Here is a 17,816-nt window from a genome sequence, read left to right as displayed (position 1 = left end):
TTAGAAACCTCTAAAATACTTTTACTAATCTGAGTATCAGGCCTCTTTTTGGTAACTTTTTTCTGTCTTATTTTAATACTTTTTAAACTTATAACGAACTATTATTTGTAAGTCTAATCTTATTTTTGGCATTCGTAATTAAAAAATAAAACATGAAAAAAGTAATTTTAGCTGCTATTGCAGTAATGACATTTGGTTTTGCAAGTGCACAAGAACAAACAGCAAAAGGAAAATGGTTAATTGAAGCTAATACGGGTTTTGGTAACAGTGTAGGAAGTACATCTTTCGGATTATGGTCATCTGATGGAGATACTGCATGGAATGTTGGAGCTGAAGGAGGTTATTTTGTAGCTGATAATTTAGCTGTAAAAGTTGGTTTAGGCTATGGTGATGCTGGTAATGATTCAAGTACTTTTGCATACAAAGTTGGAGCTAAATATTATGTGGCTAATAAATTCCCATTCGAACTTTCTTATAATGGAGTTAGCTACAAAGGCGCTGACGAAAATCCTTCTTACCTTGGATTACAAGGTGGATATGCTTGGTTTATTGGGAAAAATGTTTCAGTTGAGCCAGGAGTTCGCTATAATGTATCTTTAAATGACGATTACTACAAAAGTGCATTTCAATTAAATGTTGGATTTGCTTTACACTTCTAATAAATTTGGTTAATAAAGTGTTTTTTTCGAGAGCCTTTCCTTTTTGGGAAAGGCTCTTTTGTTTTGAATAAGTTCTGATTGTATATTTTACTACTTTTTTTGTTAAATTGCAAATTATTTTTTAATAAGTATAGTTTTATATTTGACATCGAAAATTAATTTTAACCCTAAACAAATTAGAATGAAAAAAATAATTTTATCTGCCATTGCAATTATGGCTTTTGCATTTTCTAATGCTCAGGAAACAAGATTTGGAGTAAAAGGAGGTTTAAACCTTTCAACTGTAGTTGGAGGAGATGTGGAAAATACTAAATCCTTAGTTGGATTTCATGTTGGAGGTTTCGCTGAAATTCATATAGTTGAAAAGTTCTATATTCAACCAGAGCTTTTATTCTCTGCTCAAGGAACTAAATTTGACGGACCTTTTGAAGATGGAGATGTCAAATTGAATTATTTGAATATTCCTGTTGTAGCAAAATATTACATTGTTGACAAAAAATTCAATGTTGAAGCGGGGCCACAATTAGGTGTTTTATTATCTGCTAAGGCAGAAGGTGAAGATATTAAAGATTTCACAAGATCTGTTGATTTTGGATTTAATATTGGAGCTGGCTATAGTTTTACAGATAATCTTTCAGTTGGTTTACGTTACACTATCGGTTTATCTCCAATTTCAGATAATGATATTGATAATTCTGATGATTATTACAATAGTGCAAAAAACAGCAATTTACAGCTTTCTTTAGCTTATAAATTTTAAGTTTTTTTAAAAAAAATATATTAAAAGCCTTTCTTTTAGAAAGGCTTTTTTTTGTTTAAATAGTATTTTTATTATTAAAATAAAAGTCAATATATTCTAAGTATGTTTTTATATTTGCCCAACAAATTTGATTTTATACAAGAAATGAAAAGAATTATTTTATTTGCCATTGCAATCATGACAGTTGGTTTTGCAAATGCTCAAGGAACTGGAAGTAGATTTGGAATTAAAGCAGGTGTTAATTTTCCAAATAGTTCTAGTGATTTCCATGAAAATGAAACTTTAATGGGATATCAGGTGGGTATTTTTTCGGAAATAAAAACAGATGAAAATTTTGGTATTCAACCTGAACTGCTATACTCAACTCACGGAGTTAAAAATAAATTTGTAAGCGATGGTATATCGTACGATAATGAGGTTAAATTGAGCTATTTAAATTTGCCTATTTTGGCTAAATATTTTGTCACTCAGGGATTAACTCTTCAGGCAGGTCCGCAAGTTGGTTTTTTAATGAAAGCTGAGGAAAATGGTGTAAATATTACGGATCATGTTAAAACTATCGATTTTGGTTTAAATTTTGGTATCGGCTTTAATTTTCTGGAGGATTGTTCGGTAGATCTTCGTTATAACTTAGGTTTGTCAAATGCCTTAGATTTTCATGTTGAAGATGTTAATTATAAAATTAAAAGCAGTATGTTTTCTTTGGCTATTGGATATAAATTGTAAATTCAATAATTACTATTTTTAAAAACCTTTCTCAAAGAGAAAGGTTTTTTTATCACGTTACGTAAGACACTTTATTCCAAAAAATCCCTTACTTTGTAAATATGAATTGGACTCGATATATAAAAGATTATCAATCGTATTTAAGGATAGAAAGAGGTTTGTCTAAAAATACGATTGAAAACTACGGCTTCGATATCGAACGTTTGTGTCTTTTTTTAGAAAGCAATCAAATTGATGTTTCTCCAATAAAAATTTCAGATGAAACTTTACAGCAATTTATTTATGCTATCGCTAAAGAGGTAAACCCAAGATCGCAGGCGAGAATTATTTCTGGACTTAAAAGTTTTTTTAATTATCTGATTTTCGAAGATTATAGAAATGATAATCCGTTAGAGTTGATAGAAGCTCCAAAAACAGGACGAAAGCTGCCGGATACTTTATCTCTTGACGAAATTGACGCACTCATAGAGAATATTGATTTAAGTACTAATGAAGGAGAGCGCAACCGTGCGATGTTAGAAACTTTATATGGCTGTGGTCTTCGTGTTTCTGAACTAATTACACTCAAAATCTCAGATTTGTTTTTTGATGAAGGTTTTATCAAAATTACTGGAAAAGGAAATAAAGAACGATTTGTGCCCATTGGTCCGCTTACCCAGAAATATATTGACTTATATAGAACAAAAATTCGTACTCATTTAAATATTAAAAAAGGTGCAGAAGATACTTTATTTTTGAATAGAAGAGGCAGTCAGCTAACGCGCGCCATGATATTTACTATAATTAAGAACCTTGCACAGGAAATTGGATTAAAAAAAAGCATCAGTCCCCATACTTTACGCCATTCTTTTGCTACACATTTATTAGAAAACGGAGCAGATTTACGATCTATTCAGCTAATGCTCGGACATGAATCAATCACAACTACAGAGATTTATGTTCATTTAGACAGAAGTTTTTTAAAAGAAGTTATGCATTCTTTTCATCCCAGAAAATAATTTTTAGCAATTTTATATGTAATATTGCAAAAATTTATATATTGTGTTAAAATTTTGTTGTAATAAAAACAAAAGAATAAAAAGTTGTGATTTTTCTCTTTGTTTTAAAAGAAAAATTCTAAATGTTTTATTTACATAAAAAAGTATTATATGGTTTTTGATTTATATGGGAATGACGACTGCTTGGAGGTAAATAATTTTTATAAAAAATTGTTGGCCGAAATGCCTGACTTACTTTTTCAATTTGTTATTGATGCTGATAATAATTATTCATTTCCCCTTGTGAGTAAATCGGCCGATGAAATATTTGAACTTACCGCAAAAGACTTTACTAATGACATAAAATTTGTGATTTACGATCGAATTTTACCACAGGATCGTGATTTGTTTTTCCAATCATTAGTAGCTGCAAGGAAGAATATCAAACCTTGGGATGTTGAGTTTAGAGCAGTTCTTCCTAAGAAAGGAGTTCGTTGGTTTAAAATTTCATCAAAAACGGAGTCGGCGTTTGATGGAAATGTGATTTTTTATGGTCATGTTTCGGATATTACAGAATTAAAAGACAAGGAAGAGAAGCTGCGTATATCGGAAGAACGCTTTCAATTTGCGCTTGATGCCTCTACAGCTGGCGTTTGGGATTGGGATATGGTTACAAACAGTGTTTTTTATTCCTCTTTGTCTCTTAAAATTTTAGAATTAGAATCAACCGATGTTTTTGACGATCCAGAGCGTTGGGATAAAATTGTGCATCCTGATGATTTGCCAAAATATTATTCTGATATTCAAGAGCATTTTGATAATAAGATTCCGTATTACGAAAATTACCATCGTGTAATGACCTCTAGCGGCAATTACAAATGGATTTTAGATCGTGGAAAAGTTATTAAACGTGATGAAAACGGAAAACCTTTAAGAGTAATTGGTACGCATACAGATGTTTCTGCTCAAAAAGAAAAAGAATTAGAGCTTATAAAAACAATGAAATTATACAGCGATCAAAATAGTCGTTTGTTGAATTTCTCGCATATCGTTTCGCATAATTTAAATACTCAGGCAGGTAATATAAAATCAATTTTGGATTTTATTGATGCCGATGTAGACAAGCAGACCGTTGCAGAAATGTTGGAGCATTTAAGAACTGTTTCTAATGATTTGAATGAAACCATTTCAAATCTTACGCAGATTGTAAAAACGCAGAGTAATATTAATATTGCTGTTGTTCCGTTGATGCTTTGCGAGTATATAGAAAAAACCATTTCGACGATTAAAGGATATGATAAACAACGCAAAGTGACTATTGTGAACAATGTGCCAAAGTATTTGACGGTTAATTTTAATCCGGCTTATATGGAAAGTGTTTTGTTGAACTTTACAACAAATGCAATAAAATATGCGCATCCAGATAGAGATCCGATCATTATCTTCGATTTTGCCATCGAGCCAGAAGGATTTAAGTCACTTAAGATTACTGACAATGGCTTAGGGATTGATTTAAAGACGTATGGTGAGTTGTTATTCGGAATGTATAAAACGTTTCATAAACATGAAGAAGCTCGCGGAATTGGGCTTTATATTACCAGAAATCAAATTGAAGCGATGAAGGGAACTGTTTTGGTAGAAAGCGAAGTAGGAGTAGGGACGAGCTTTAAAATCGTTTTTAATGATATGTAAAACTTAAAATAGCATATAAAAAGAAAAGGCTGTCAATTGACAGCCTTTTCTTTTTATATATATCCTGATTATTTAGCAATATTAACAGCTCTAGTTTCTCTAATAACTGTTACTTTCACTTGACCAGGGTAAGTCATTTCTGTTTGAATTTTTTGCGAAATCTCAAAAGATAAGTTTGCTGCATTGTCATCAGAAACTTTTTCACTTTCTACAATTACACGAAGTTCTCTACCGGCTTGAATTGCATAAGCATTTTTTACACCGCTAAATCCGTAAGCAACATCTTCAAGATCTTTTAAACGCTGGATATAAGAATCTAAAACCTGACGTCTAGCTCCAGGTCTAGCTCCAGAAATTGCATCACAAACTTGGATAATCGGAGAAAGTAATGATTTCATTTCGATCTCGTCGTGGTGTGCTCCAATAGCATTGCAAACTTCTTCTTTTTCGCCATATTTTTCGGCCCATTGCATACCTAAAAGTGCGTGTGGTAAATCACTTTCTGTATCTGGCACTTTTCCGATATCGTGTAATAAACCTGCTCTTTTAGCTAATTTTACATTCAATCCTAATTCTGCAGCCATAATACCGCAAAGCTTAGAAACTTCTCTTGAGTGCTGTAATAAATTTTGTCCGTAAGAAGAACGGTATTTCATTCTACCCACCACTTTAATTAATTCTGGGTGTAAACCGTGAATTCCTAAGTCGATAACGGTACGTTTTCCAACTTCGATAATTTCGTCGTCAATTTGTTTGGCAGTTTTAGCAACAACTTCTTCAATTCTTGCAGGGTGAATACGTCCGTCTGTTACTAATTTGTGTAAAGATAAACGAGCAATTTCTCTACGAACAGGATCAAAACAAGAAAGAATGATTGCTTCTGGTGTATCATCTACAATGATTTCAACTCCAGTTGCAGCTTCAAGAGCTCTAATATTACGACCTTCACGACCAATAATTCTACCTTTTACATCGTCAGATTCGATGTTGAATACAGATACGCAATTTTCAACTGCTTCTTCTGTTCCAACTCTTTGAATTGTATTTATGATGATTTTTTTAGCTTCTTGCTGTGCAGTCAATTTTGCCTCTTCAATAGTTTCTTGAATGTGAGACATGGCTTTGGTTTTAGCTTCCGCTTTTAAACCCTCAACTAATTGCTCTTTTGCTTCTTCAGCAGAAAGACCAGATATTACTTCTAATTGTTGTAATTGACTTTTATGAAGTTTGTCAACTTCAGCTTGCTTCTTGTCTAAAACTTCAATTTTATTGTTGTATTCAGCAGTTTTAGCTTCAAAATCGTCATTAACTTTTTTAGCTTTAGAAAGTTCGTTAGAAACTTGAGATTCTTTATCTCGTACACGTTTTTCTACTTCGGCAACTTTTTTGTCTCTTGCTAAAATAACTTGTTCGTGCTCTGATTTCAATTCGATAAAACGCTCTTTTGCTTGAAGGATTTTATCTTTTTTGATATTTTCGGCTTCTAAATTAGCGTCTTTTAAGATTGAAGCTGCTTCTTTTTTAGCGTTTTTGATTAGGTTTGAAATATTACTTTTCTCGATAATTTTAGCTATTGCAAATCCTGCTGCAATACCTACAATACCAATGATGATCGTTATGATGTCCATGTTTGTTAGGGTTTATATATAAAAAAAGCCTACATTAATTGCTTGTATAAACTCGTAAAGACAAGTTTTGAGCTAACTCACTGTTCAAGTTTCCCAGCCAAAAGGAGGGCATACTATAGTAGCGACGATTTGCTCATTCTAAATTGTTAGTGTTGAGTTTACCAATTGTGAACTAATGTAGGCAGTATCTTAGTTTCTGTAAAGAACGTTTAATTTTCGAGATATTGATCTAAAAGCAGGTTTAATTTTTTAATTCGCTCAATGGTTTCCTCTCCATCGATTGCGTTATCAATTTGTTTTTGTTCCACTTGCGATGCGAATTGCAATGCGCACATGGCTAATACATCTTGTTTGTCGCGAACGGCATAATTTTCTTCGAATTGCTTTATCATGGCATCAATTTTTTTAGAAGCACTTCTAAGTCCTTCTTCTTGAGCGGGTTCAACCGTTAATGGGTAAACGCGGTCTGCAATTGATATTTTTATTTTAAGCTTTCCGTCCATATTATTAATCTGATAACTGTGCTATACAGTAATCAATTTCGCGAATTAATGAATTTATTTTAAGCTTTGTCTCTCTCTTGTTATTGTCGCTGCCAAGCAAAGAATTGGCTATCTTGAGTGTTTCCTGTTGCTTTTTCAAAGCCTCTATTTCCTCAGATTGTTTCTGGATAATTTGCGCAGCTTTGGCTAATTCTAATCGTAATACTTGATTGTTTTTCTCCAAACCTTTTGATTTTTCAAAAAGCTTTTCGACTTTATATTCAAGAGTATCAATTATTTCGGCAATTACACTCATTATACATCCTATTCATTACTTAATCCTACAAAGTTAATATTCCTTTTTATTAATGCAATTTTTTATCGATTTTTTTGCATTAAAATTGATAAATAGATGTAATTCAATTAATTGTGTTTTTGTAGCTTTTTACTTGCTTTTATTGGCTTATTTTTGCTTATCTTAGCAAAAATGTTGTTTATGAGATTATATTTACTTGCCCTTTTAATTTGTAATTCTGTATTTGCCCAAACGCAATATCCTAAAGATTATTTCCGACCTCCACTTGATATTCCAATGCAACTTTCTGGTAATTTCGGAGAGTTAAGACCCAACCATTTTCATGCAGGTTTTGATTTGAAAACCAATCAAAGAGAAGGATTAAGTGTACATGCAATTGCTGACGGTTATGTGTCTAGAATTAAAATTTCGACGTTTGGAAACGGAAAATGCATTTACATTACGCATCCAAACGGATATACTTCTGTTTATGGGCATTTGCAAACTCCAGTTGGCGCCATTCTCGATTATGTAAAAGCAACGCATTACAAAGAAAAAGCCTATGAAATCGAAATGTTTCCAAAACCTGGAGAACTTCCTGTTGCAAAAGGGGATATAATTGGACTTTCTGGAAATACAGGTTCGTCTGAAGGACCTCATCTTCATTTTGAAATCCGAGATAGTAAAACGGAGTTTGTTATCAATCCGATTTTCTTTGGCTTTGACCAAAATATAAAAGATACTAAAAAACCAACTTTGTCTAGTTTGTATGTTTATCCTATAGATAATGCGACTGTAAACCAGTCCAAACAGCCGTTACTAGTAAATATGACGCTTCAAAAAGATGGAACTTATCTGGCGAGCAAAGTTAAAACTAACGGAAAAATGGGTTTTGGAATTAATGCGACCGATACCGATAATGTTTCTTTTAATAAAAACGGCGTTTTTAATGTTACTACTTTTTTAAACGGAAATCAAAATTATAATTACCAATTCAATACGTATTCTTTTGATGAAATGCGGTATATCAATGCTTTTATAGATTATTCGAGATATAAAAAAACGAGCCAGCGTGTGCAGAAACTTTTTATGAAAACGCCTTTCGCTTTAAGCATTATAAAAACAGATTCTTTGCGTGGAATTGTGAAAGCAGAGCCCAATTTAACTTCTAATTATAAAATTGAAGTTTCTGATTACTTCGGAAATTTAAATTCAATTACAGTTCCAATTGAATATGACAGTGCTACAGCGCTTGTTCAGCCAGAACCAGTTACGTCTAAATACTTTGTGAGGTATAATAAAGATACCAATTTTGAAAAAGGCAATATGTCGGTTTTCTTTCCTGCTGGAACTTTCTACGAAGATTTTAATATGAATTTTGATGTTAGAAATAATAAAATTTATATTCATGATGATACTGTTCCAGTGCATTCTAATTTTACAATTACAATAAAAGATACTATTTATTCGGAATCTTTACGAGATAAACTTTATATAGGAAAAGGAACTAGCTTTAACGGAACGATTAGAAAAGGTGATGTTTTTACTGCAAAATCCAAAATATTAGGTGCTTACGGTTTGGTTTTAGATACAATTGCTCCCGTTATAAAAATTGCAAAACCAATTGAAGGAAAATGGATTAGCGACCAAAAGAAAATTGATTTTACAATTGGTGATTCTCTGTCAGGAATAAAATCGTATAATGGCTATTTGAATGGTAGCTGGGTTTTGTTTGAATATGAAAATAAAGCGAGAAGAATTACGCATACCTTTGATCCTCAATATTTGGTTGAAGGAGAAAACTTTTTAAAAATGGAAGTAGTAGATAATGTAGGAAATACTACTATCTTTGAAACTCATTTTTTTAGAAGTCAAAAATAAAATCCAAATCTTTGAATAACAATAGGTTTATATTCGCTTTTCTTTTTTTATTTTTTAGCTGTATTGCTTTGGCTCAAAACGCTCGTATAAAAGGAGTGATTTTAGATGCAGATAAACATGTGGTTCCAAGTGTAAATATTGCTGTGCAGGGAAATGTTGTGCAATCAGATTCAAATGGTTTTTTTGAAATCATCGTTCCAGCAAATAAAAAAGTTTCACTGATATTTACTCACGTTTCTTTAAAAATGATCAGTTTGACGGTTAATTTAAAAACAAATGAAGTTTTTATTTTTAATCCAATTATGAATAATTCTCAAGAACAAATGGGCGAGGTTTTTGTTTCTTCTAAAAATAGAAAACGAATTCAGGGAATTGCTACAATCGAGACAGAGACAATCAAAAAAATTCCAGGAGCAAATGCGGGAATTGAAAATATCTTGAAAACACTTCCGGGAGTAAATTCAAACAACGAATTGAGCACACAATACATGGTTCGAGGCGGAAATTTTGATGAAAATTTAGTTTATGTAAATGAAGTTGAAGTTTATCGTCCGTTTTTAATTCGCTCAGGACAGCAAGAAGGTTTGAGTTTTACCAATACAGACTTGGTTCAGAATGTGGATTTTTCGGCAGGTGGATTTCAAGCTAAATTTGGAGATAAATTATCTTCTGTTTTAGATATTACATATAGAAAACCTACACAATTTGGCGCTTCGTTTGAAGCTAGTTTTTTGGGAGGAAGTGCCTCTGTCGATTTAGTTTCTAAAAATAAAAAATGGTCTGCCGTTACAGGAGTTCGTTATAGAAACAATAGTTTGCTTGTTAATAGTCAGGATACGCAAACTAATTATACGCCAACTTTTGCCGATATTCAAACCAATATTAATTATGATATTTCTTCGAAATGGCAAATGAGTTTTTTAGGAAACATTTCTCAGAATAAATATTTGTATCAGCCTTTGGTTCGCCAGACAAAATTTGGAACAATTGATCAGCCAATGGCGCTTTCCGTTTATTATGATGGTCAGGAAAAAGACCAGTATGATACTTATTTTGGCGCTTTAAAAACTACTTTTAAAGCTTCTCCAACGCTGACTTTAAAGTTAATTGGTTCTTTATTTCATACAACAGAAAAAGAACATTTTGATATTTTAGCACAATATCGTTTAGGAAATGTAGATGCTGAAGATCCGACAAACAGTTCAGCAATTGATTTTACTCGCGGAATTGGTTCGCAATTAAATCATGCACGAAATGATTTGGATGCTTTGATTGCTAACATTGAACTGAAAGGAACGAAAGAATGGAAAGAAAGCCAATTAGAATTTGGTTTAAAATACACGAGAGAATCTATTCGAGATAGAATTGTAGAATGGGAAATGATTGATTCTGCGGGATTTTCTATAAATCCGCCATTAAATATTTTGCCAGAGAACAATCAGCCTTATACGCCTTACACGGGGCCGCTTTTGCCTTATAACGATATTCGGGCAACAAATTTCAATACTATAAATCGTTTCTCAGGTTATGCGCAATGGAATAAGCAATCTGAGATTGGTTCAAGTCAGATTTGGTATCATTTAGGAGCGCGTTTTCAAGGTTGGAATGTTGAGGGAGCTTTAGAAGAAGGAAAAACACAATTTGTTGTAAGTCCGCGAGGGCAATTTGCTATAAAACCAGATTGGGATCGTGATATGGTTTTCAGAATTTCTGGAGGATTATATCATCAGCCGCCATTTTATAGGGAGCTTCGTGATTTAGAAGGAGAGGTTAATCCGAATGTGAAAGCACAGGAAGCAGTTCATGTTGTTTTAGGAAATGATTATAATTTTAAAATGTGGAACCGTCCTTTTAAATGGGTTACCGAAATTTATTATAAATCGCTTTCAGATGTAAATGTGTATTCGATTGACAATGTACGTATTCGTTATGTTGCCAATAATAATGCGAAAGCCTACGCACAAGGTCTTGATTTTAGATTGAATGGAGAATTTGTGCCAGGAACAGAATCTTGGGTGAGTTTTGGGTATTTAAAAACAGAAGAAAATTACGAGAACAAAGGTTATATTGCTCGTCCGACAGATCAACGTTTAAAATTTGCAATGTTGTTTCAGGATTATATGCCAAATATTCCGAGTGTAAAAGTATATTTAAATTTAGTTTATAATACCGGATTGCCTGGAGGTGCGCCTGCTTATTCAGATCCGTACTTATACCAGAACAGATTAAATGATTATAGAAGAGCAGATATAGGTTTTGCAAAGGTTTTTGTTGACAGCAGTACGCAGAATACAAAAACAGGTTGGCTGAAAAACTTTAAAGAATTGGCAGTTGGTTTGGAGATTTTTAATCTTTTTAATAATCAAAACGCGATTACAAATACTTGGGTTCGCGATGTGTATTCTAAAAATCAATACGCGATTCCGAATTATATGACTTCAAGAGTTTTTAACGTTAAGATTAATGCGAGGTTATGATCGAAAAACGTGAAAAAAGGAAAAAGATTTTTTACGTTCCAGGAATGATTTCTTTGGTTTTAATTCCTTTACTATGCATTTATCATTTTTATAAAGTAGATGCTTTTAAAGTTTATGGTTCTGTAGATTTGTCGCTTTCAAATAAAGAAGATTTTGAAAAGTATAAAATTGGAGAAATCAGAAAATATAAGTCATTTTATTTTAATAATAAGAAATCAAAAGAAGAGCAAAAGCTAGGAGAATTGCGACTTTTTGCTCGTAGTTTGGTTAAAAGTTTTGATACCATTAATGGAGCTAAAGTTTATTTAGGTCCAAAAACAGATTATGATACTTTTGTTGATATATTGAATATTATGAATGAAGAGAAAGTTCCAACTTGGGCTTTATTTGAAGATAATATTTATGTAATTGCAAGTGCAAAACCAAAACAAGGTGTAAAACGTCCATTTTTTTGTGGAACAGCAGAATATTCATTAAGAAATTCGCGTTTAACAGAAGAAGAAAACAAGCAAAAAGAACTGCGTATTTTTCAAACGAAATTTTTAAAACAGCAATGGCTTATTTTTTTAGGCTATTTTGGCATTGTTTTAATTAGCGTCTTGACTTTAGTAAAATTCAATAAAAACAAAAAATACAATCAAAAATAGTATATTTGATAATCGTATATAATCTTGTAGATGAAAAAATATTTTAAATATATCGCCTTAATCATTGTCGGAACTGTAATTAGTTGCCGAGAAGATGTTAAAAAGCCAAAAGTAAGTTATGATGTTTCGAATAAAGTAAGTATTACGAAAGCAGATTCATCGCAAATTGAAATCGCAGATTTGCCAATTCAAATGGAAGGAACGAATTACTTAATTCATCCAGTTGGAGATTTGAGAGTGTACGAAAGAGGTTCTAAAGCGCGTTACGGATCTTCTAGTGTAAACGATGTAAGTTTTACGATTTCTAATTTAGGAGAATATGAGATAACAGGTTATTTACAGAATTTAAAGTTTCAAGCAATAGATTCAGATTCGATTCATGCTTTGTCTGATAAGCCAATTTTGATTTTAACGGCAACTTATTTAAAACCTGTAGCAGACAAAACTCAGAATAAAGTTATGGTGTATACTTTAACCGATTCTGATACTAATAAAGACGGCAAAATAGATACCAGTGATATTAAAACTTTGTATTTGAGTGATATTAGCGGAGAAAACTTCACCAAAGTTTCTGCCGATTTAGAAGAATTGGTAGATTGGAGCTTAGTTGAATCTAAAAATCGTTTGTATTTTAGAACTATTGAAGACACCAATCAAAACGGTCAATTTGATAAAAACGACGTGCTTCACTACAATTATATTGACTTAGCTTCTAAAAAATGGGAGGTTAAAGCTTATAAACCTATTTAAAGGTTCTAAGATATAAGGTTCTGAGGTGCTAAGGTTTTTCAATCTTTGAATATAAAATTAAAAGCCTGCTAAAATATAATTTTTAGCAGGCTTTACCATTATATTATATTTTTAAAAATCTTTTTAATTCTTTTAATCTGTGGCTAAAAACCTTAGAACCTCAGAACCTTAGCCTCTTAGCGCCTTCAAATCAATATGTCACTTTCTAAATCTGATTTTTCGATTTCGAAACCAAAATCTAAGCGTTCTACCAATTCAATAACGAGTTTTTTGTACCAGTTTTCAGATTTGGGATGAATGTATATTTTTTCAATTAATTGATTGATATCAACGTTAATCTTTAATCCGTCATTTAATCGGATGTCGCTTTTAGAAGTGTCAGTAAGAATGCGCACTTCTCGCTCGTATTGAAAACTCTTCCTTTTGAATAAAAAAGGAAAGAAAAAATCATCAAACGGAATGTATTCTTTTCTGTAATCAATGTAATTTACTTCGCCAATATACTGATCAAAATTATTTTCAGGTTTTAAAGCTTTCTGTAATCTTCCGATAGTAGATTGAATGGCAAGACCTTCGCTATTTTGAGTAAAAATCTGCCACATGGCAAACGATTCGTATTCATTAATATGCCAGCTGCTAATGGCTACCTGTTCGCGTTGTGTTTTATAGTGTTTTAAAAAGTCTGGATTGTCAATCGCGAGTTTTTTGATTTCTTCGTAAGTAGGTTCGCTAAATGTACCTTCGTATTGATCTTCAAACTTGTCAGAGCGCGACATGAATAATTTCTTGGAAAGTAATAAATCAAGAAATTTAGATAAGTCAAGGTATTTCCAAACTATGGTGTTAGGATCTGCAGGTAATGTAATGTTAGGGTTGTTAAGATACATTTGGAGAGAATTAAATGATTATCCTTTAACTCACCTAAAGTTATAAAAATAAACACAGATTAAAGAAATTAAACTGAGTTTTAATATTTCCTTAATCTGTGTAGAGTAAAATTTCAATTGATTTTTTACGATTCTAAAGACTGCATGGTAACCAATTTATTATAAGTTCCGTTTTTAGCAATTAATTCTTCGTGAGTTCCTTGTTCCACAATTTTCCCTTTTTGCATGACCACAATCAAATCTGCTTTTTGAATGGTAGAAAGACGGTGCGCAATAACAATTGAAGTTCTGTTCTGCATCATGTTTTCTAGAGCAATCTGAACAAATTTTTCGCTTTCTGTATCCAGAGCAGATGTAGCTTCATCTAAAATCATAATCGGAGGGTTTTTCAAAACCGCACGAGCAATTGATAAACGTTGCTTTTGTCCGCCCGAAATTTTGCTTCCGCTGTCTCCAATATTGGTGTAAATTCCTTTTGGTAAATCTTTTACAAACTCGTAGGCATTAGCGATCTTTAATGCTTCAATGATTTCGTCATCAGTTGCGTCAAGTTTTCCTAATGCAATATTTGCTTTAATGGTGTCATTAAATAAAATAATGTCCTGTGTAACTAATGCCATCAAATCTCTAAGTGAGTCTAATGTCATGTCTTTGATGTCAATTCCATCAATAAAGATGCTTCCTTCATTTACATCGTAAAAACGAGTTAATAAATTAGCAATAGTACTTTTTCCACTTCCAGATTGTCCAACCAAAGCAACAGTTTGTCCCTTTTTAATTTGAAGAGAAAAGTCTTTTAGAACGTTGGTTTCTTCGTATTTAAAGTTGATATTTTGAATGTTTATTTCGCTTTCAAAAGAAGTTTTTTCAATTGCATTTTCATTAGAGACAATTGTGTTTTCTTGTTCTAAAATTTCAAGAACACGATCTGCAGCGGCATTTCCTCTTTTTACTCCATAAGAAGCTTTAGAAATCGCTTTTGCAGGTGTAAGAATGTTATAAGCTAGTCCCATATATGCAATAAAAGAAGCGCCGTCAAGAGTTTTGTCAATTAAAACCATTTGACCGCCGTACCAAAGTAAAATTGCAATTACGGTGATTCCCATAAATTCACTTGCAGGAGATGCTAAATTTTGGCGATTACCAATGCTGTTTGATAATTTGAAAAAACGCTCTGTTGAATTTTGAAAAACAGTGTTAAAATAGTTTTCAGAATTATAACCTTTAACCACTTTTAATCCTCCAATAGTTTCTTCAATAGTAGATAAAAAATGTCCTTGTTCTTGTTGTGCTTTAGAAGATTGTTTTTTAAGCTGTTTTCCAATCAAAGAAATTATATAGCCTGAAACTGGAATAAAAATAAATACAAACAAAGTTAGTTTAGGACTAATAAAAAGCATCGCTGCAATAGTAAAAACAATCGTTAATGGTTCTTTTACTATAAGTTCCAAAATGGCGAGAAAAGAAGTTTGTAATTCGTTAACATCTGCAGAAATTCTAGAGATTACGTCTCCTTTTCTTTTCTCAGAATAAAATGATAATGGCAGTTCTAATGTTTTTTTATACATCGCATTACGCATATCTCTTAAAACTCCATTACGTAAGAAATTGATAAAAAACATAGCAAGATAATCTACTAGATTTTTCAATAAAAAGATAGTGATAATTCCGGCAACCATTATAGATAACGTTCGTCCTACGCCGTATTGATCTGTAGTGTGTGTTACATAATAACTTAAATAATTCTCGGCATAAGTTTTAATGTGTAATAGTCCTTCGTAAACTGGCTTTACTGTATTTCTTTTGGTTTGGTCAAATAAAACCTGAATCATAGGAATTAATGACATAAAAGAAAGTGTACTGAAAAGTGCGTATAAAACATTAAAAAATATGTTTAGATAGGCATACCTTTTATAGGGATATATAAAAGGAACTATTTTTTTGAAATTACTCATTTATTTTTTTTGATGTTGTTTTCTTTTTGTTTGGATAGCTTTTCTAATATTTAACTATTTGATAAAGCAATTTTCAATGCACAAAATTAATCCAATTGAGGAGTTTTCAATTTCTTTTTGCTTTTTTTTATAAAAAAAACTCTGACTTGCATTTCAAGAATGTAAATCAGAGTTTGTTATAATCTAATTTTCAATTGTGCACAAACTGTGTGCAATCGAAAATATATTGAAGTTTTAATTCAATTGCATATCTGCAATGATATTTTTGATTTTGTCGTCTAAGAATTTTTCTGCTTCGTCAAACTCTAAAACAGATTCTATGGCAGCATTCACACTGATATAAAATTTGATTTTTGGTTCAGTTCCGCTTGGTCTTGCACAAATTTTAGAACCATCTTCTGTGTAATAAATCAATACGTTAGATTTTGGCATATCCATTGAAGTTTCTTCATTTGTCAACAAGTTTAAAGCTTTTGATGATTGATAATCTTCAACCATAATAACTCTTTGCCCGTTAATTTCTTTCAAAGGATTTTCGCGTAAGTTAATCATCATCTGATTAATTTCTTCTAAACCTTCCATTCCTTTTTTAGTTAAAGAAACTAAGAATTCTTTGTAGAAACCATTTTCAACATAAAGTTGTAAAAGTTCTTTATAAACAGAGCTTCCAGCAGCTTTAGCTTGTGCGGCAACTTCACAAATTAATAAAGTAGCAGCAACTGCATCTTTATCTCTCACGGCATCACCAACCATAAATCCGAAACTTTCTTCACCACCTCCGATAAATTCAAGTTCAGGAAAATCTACGATCATTTTAGCAATCCATTTAAATCCTGTTAATCCAACTTTGCATTCAACACCGTAGCTTGAAGCCAGTTCCATCATCATTGGAGTTGAAACGATTGTTGAGCCTACAAATTGTTTTCCGTTAATTTTACCCGCTTTTTTCCATTGTTTCAATAAGAAAGAAGTCATTAAAACCATAGTTTGGTTTCCGTTAAGTAAAATCATTTTGCCATCGTTATTACGAACGGCAACTCCTAAACGGTCGCAATCAGGATCTGTTCCTACTACAATATCAGAATCTGTTTTATCAGCCAAAGCCAAAGCCATAGTTAAAGCTTCTGGTTCTTCTGGATTTGGAGATTTTACCGTTGGGAAATTTCCGTCTGGGACAGCTTGTTCCGGAACAATATGAACGTTTTTGTAGCCAGCTTGCGATAAAACATCCGGAATTGATTTTATAGAAGTTCCGTGCAATGAAGTAAAGACAATATGAAGATCGTCTTTTGCCTCAGTAGGAGTGTTGAAACTTGCGTTTTCTATAGATGATTTTACAAATTCTTTGTCAATTTCAGTATCAATATATTGAATTAAACTTTCATTTGCATTGAATTTGATTTTGTCGTAGCTTAAACTTTCAATTACATTGACAATTTCTTTATCTTGAGGAGGAACAATCTGGCCTCCGTCTTGCCAATATACTTTGTAACCGTTATATTCTGGCGGATTATGAGATGCTGTTAAAACAATTCCGCATTGGCATTTTAAATGCTTTAAAGCAAAAGATAATTCTGGAGTTGGTCTTAAATCAGAAAACAAATAAACCTGGATTCCGTTTGCAGAGAAAACATCTGCAACTACTTTTGCTAAAGTGTTACTATTATGACGGCAATCATAAGCGATAACTACTTTTAAAGGCTCATTTGGAAAAACTTGATGAAGATAGTCAGATAATCCCTGAGTGTTTTTTCCAAGTGTGTATTTGTTGATTCTGTTGTTTCCTACGCCCATTACGCCGCGCATACCGCCAGTTCCAAACTCTAGGTTTTTGTAAAAACTTTCTTCAAGTTCTTTTGGGGAAGTCGTCATTAATTCTTTTACTGCTGCCTGCGTTTCTTGGTCAAACGTAGGAGTCAGCCATTCATTTACTGCGTTTAAAATATTAGGTGCAATGTTCATGTAAATTTTCTTTTATATTTTAAATAAAGATAGTTTTT

The 17,816-nt window shown here is 32.2% G+C and carries 15 protein-coding genes; 9 read left to right on the top strand and 6 right to left on the bottom strand.

All coding sequences use genetic code 11. The annotated features are described in order from the left end of the window. Positions 1-152: 152 nt before the first annotated feature. The 5 genes from LL966_RS19215 (at position 153) to LL966_RS19195 (ending at position 4,814) form a co-directional block, all read left to right on the top strand. Positions 153-659 (top strand): porin family protein, encoded by a 507-nt coding sequence (locus tag LL966_RS19215; protein ID WP_229355461.1) that lies wholly within the window; start codon positions 153-155, stop codon positions 657-659. Between the two features lie 181 nt (positions 660-840). Further along, positions 841-1,419 (top strand): porin family protein, encoded by a 579-nt coding sequence (locus tag LL966_RS19210; protein ID WP_229355459.1) that lies wholly within the window; start codon positions 841-843, stop codon positions 1,417-1,419. Between the two features lie 144 nt (positions 1,420-1,563). Then, entirely contained in the window at positions 1,564-2,145 is a 582-nt protein-coding gene (locus tag LL966_RS19205; RefSeq protein ID WP_229355458.1) for a porin family protein, read from the top strand. A 101-nt stretch (positions 2,146-2,246) separates the two neighbouring features. Continuing rightward, positions 2,247-3,143: a site-specific tyrosine recombinase XerD gene (gene xerD / locus LL966_RS19200; protein ID WP_229355457.1), complete on the top strand. Its 897-nt coding sequence runs from the start codon at positions 2,247-2,249 to the stop codon at positions 3,141-3,143. Positions 3,144-3,365: 222 nt separating this feature from the next. Further along, complete coding sequence (locus LL966_RS19195) at positions 3,366-4,814, top strand: PAS domain-containing sensor histidine kinase (protein WP_229355456.1); 1,449 nt, start codon at positions 3,366-3,368, stop codon at positions 4,812-4,814. 68 nt (positions 4,815-4,882) lie between these two features. Here LL966_RS19195 and rny read toward each other — a convergent pair whose 3' ends face one another. The 3 genes from rny to LL966_RS19180 all read right to left on the bottom strand — a co-directional run bounded on the left by rny (position 4,883) and on the right by LL966_RS19180 (position 7,240). Next, positions 4,883-6,442, bottom strand: coding sequence for a ribonuclease Y (rny, locus tag LL966_RS19190; protein WP_091497308.1), 1,560 nt, complete (start codon positions 6,440-6,442; stop codon positions 4,883-4,885). Positions 6,443-6,651: 209 nt separating this feature from the next. Beyond that, positions 6,652-6,945, bottom strand: a complete 294-nt coding sequence (locus tag LL966_RS19185) for a cell division protein ZapA (RefSeq protein ID WP_057117751.1) — start codon at positions 6,943-6,945, stop codon at positions 6,652-6,654. A 4-nt stretch (positions 6,946-6,949) separates the two neighbouring features. Continuing rightward, positions 6,950-7,240, bottom strand: coding sequence for a hypothetical protein (locus LL966_RS19180; protein ID WP_229355455.1), 291 nt, complete (start codon positions 7,238-7,240; stop codon positions 6,950-6,952). A gap of 180 nt (positions 7,241-7,420) precedes the next feature. Between LL966_RS19180 and LL966_RS19175 the strand changes: the two genes are divergently transcribed. The 4 genes from LL966_RS19175 to LL966_RS19160 are packed head-to-tail and all read left to right on the top strand — an operon-like array spanning position 7,421 to position 12,974. Continuing rightward, positions 7,421-9,100, top strand: coding sequence for a M23 family metallopeptidase (locus LL966_RS19175; protein ID WP_229355454.1), 1,680 nt, complete (start codon positions 7,421-7,423; stop codon positions 9,098-9,100). An 11-nt stretch (positions 9,101-9,111) separates the two neighbouring features. After that, on the top strand, positions 9,112-11,577 hold the full coding sequence (locus LL966_RS19170) for a TonB-dependent receptor (RefSeq protein WP_229355453.1): 2,466 nt from the start codon (positions 9,112-9,114) through the stop codon (positions 11,575-11,577). Next, positions 11,574-12,224 carry a hypothetical protein gene (locus tag LL966_RS19165; protein ID WP_229355452.1) on the top strand — a complete coding sequence of 217 codons (651 nt, stop codon included), beginning with the start codon at positions 11,574-11,576 and terminating at the stop codon, positions 12,222-12,224. Before LL966_RS19170 ends, LL966_RS19165 begins: the two co-directional genes overlap by 4 nt. Before the next feature lie 30 nt (positions 12,225-12,254). After that, the gene (locus tag LL966_RS19160; RefSeq protein WP_229355450.1) at positions 12,255-12,974 is read left to right on the top strand and encodes a CREC-EF hand family protein; all 720 of its coding nucleotides are present in this window, start codon (positions 12,255-12,257) and stop codon (positions 12,972-12,974) included. A 185-nt stretch (positions 12,975-13,159) separates the two neighbouring features. Here LL966_RS19160 and LL966_RS19155 read toward each other — a convergent pair whose 3' ends face one another. The 3 genes from LL966_RS19155 to LL966_RS19145 all read right to left on the bottom strand — a co-directional run bounded on the left by LL966_RS19155 (position 13,160) and on the right by LL966_RS19145 (position 17,778). Then, a complete protein-coding gene (locus LL966_RS19155) occupies positions 13,160-13,861 on the bottom strand; it encodes a DUF2971 domain-containing protein (RefSeq protein ID WP_229355448.1) in 702 nt (233 codons plus the stop codon). Between the two features lie 125 nt (positions 13,862-13,986). Next, positions 13,987-15,816 carry an ABC transporter ATP-binding protein gene (locus tag LL966_RS19150; protein ID WP_229355446.1) on the bottom strand — a complete coding sequence of 610 codons (1,830 nt, stop codon included), beginning with the start codon at positions 15,814-15,816 and terminating at the stop codon, positions 13,987-13,989. Positions 15,817-16,050: 234 nt separating this feature from the next. Next, a complete protein-coding gene (locus LL966_RS19145; RefSeq protein ID WP_229355444.1) occupies positions 16,051-17,778 on the bottom strand; it encodes a phospho-sugar mutase in 1,728 nt (575 codons plus the stop codon). Positions 17,779-17,816: the final 38 nt, after the last annotated feature.

The sequence above is a fragment of the Flavobacterium chungbukense genome, assembly GCF_020805785.1.
In the GTDB taxonomy this organism is placed as follows: Bacteria; Bacteroidota; Bacteroidia; order Flavobacteriales; family Flavobacteriaceae; genus Flavobacterium; species Flavobacterium chungbukense.
The sequence above is the reverse complement of the archived record's forward strand: the minus strand, read 5'-3'. Positions and strand labels throughout refer to the sequence as shown.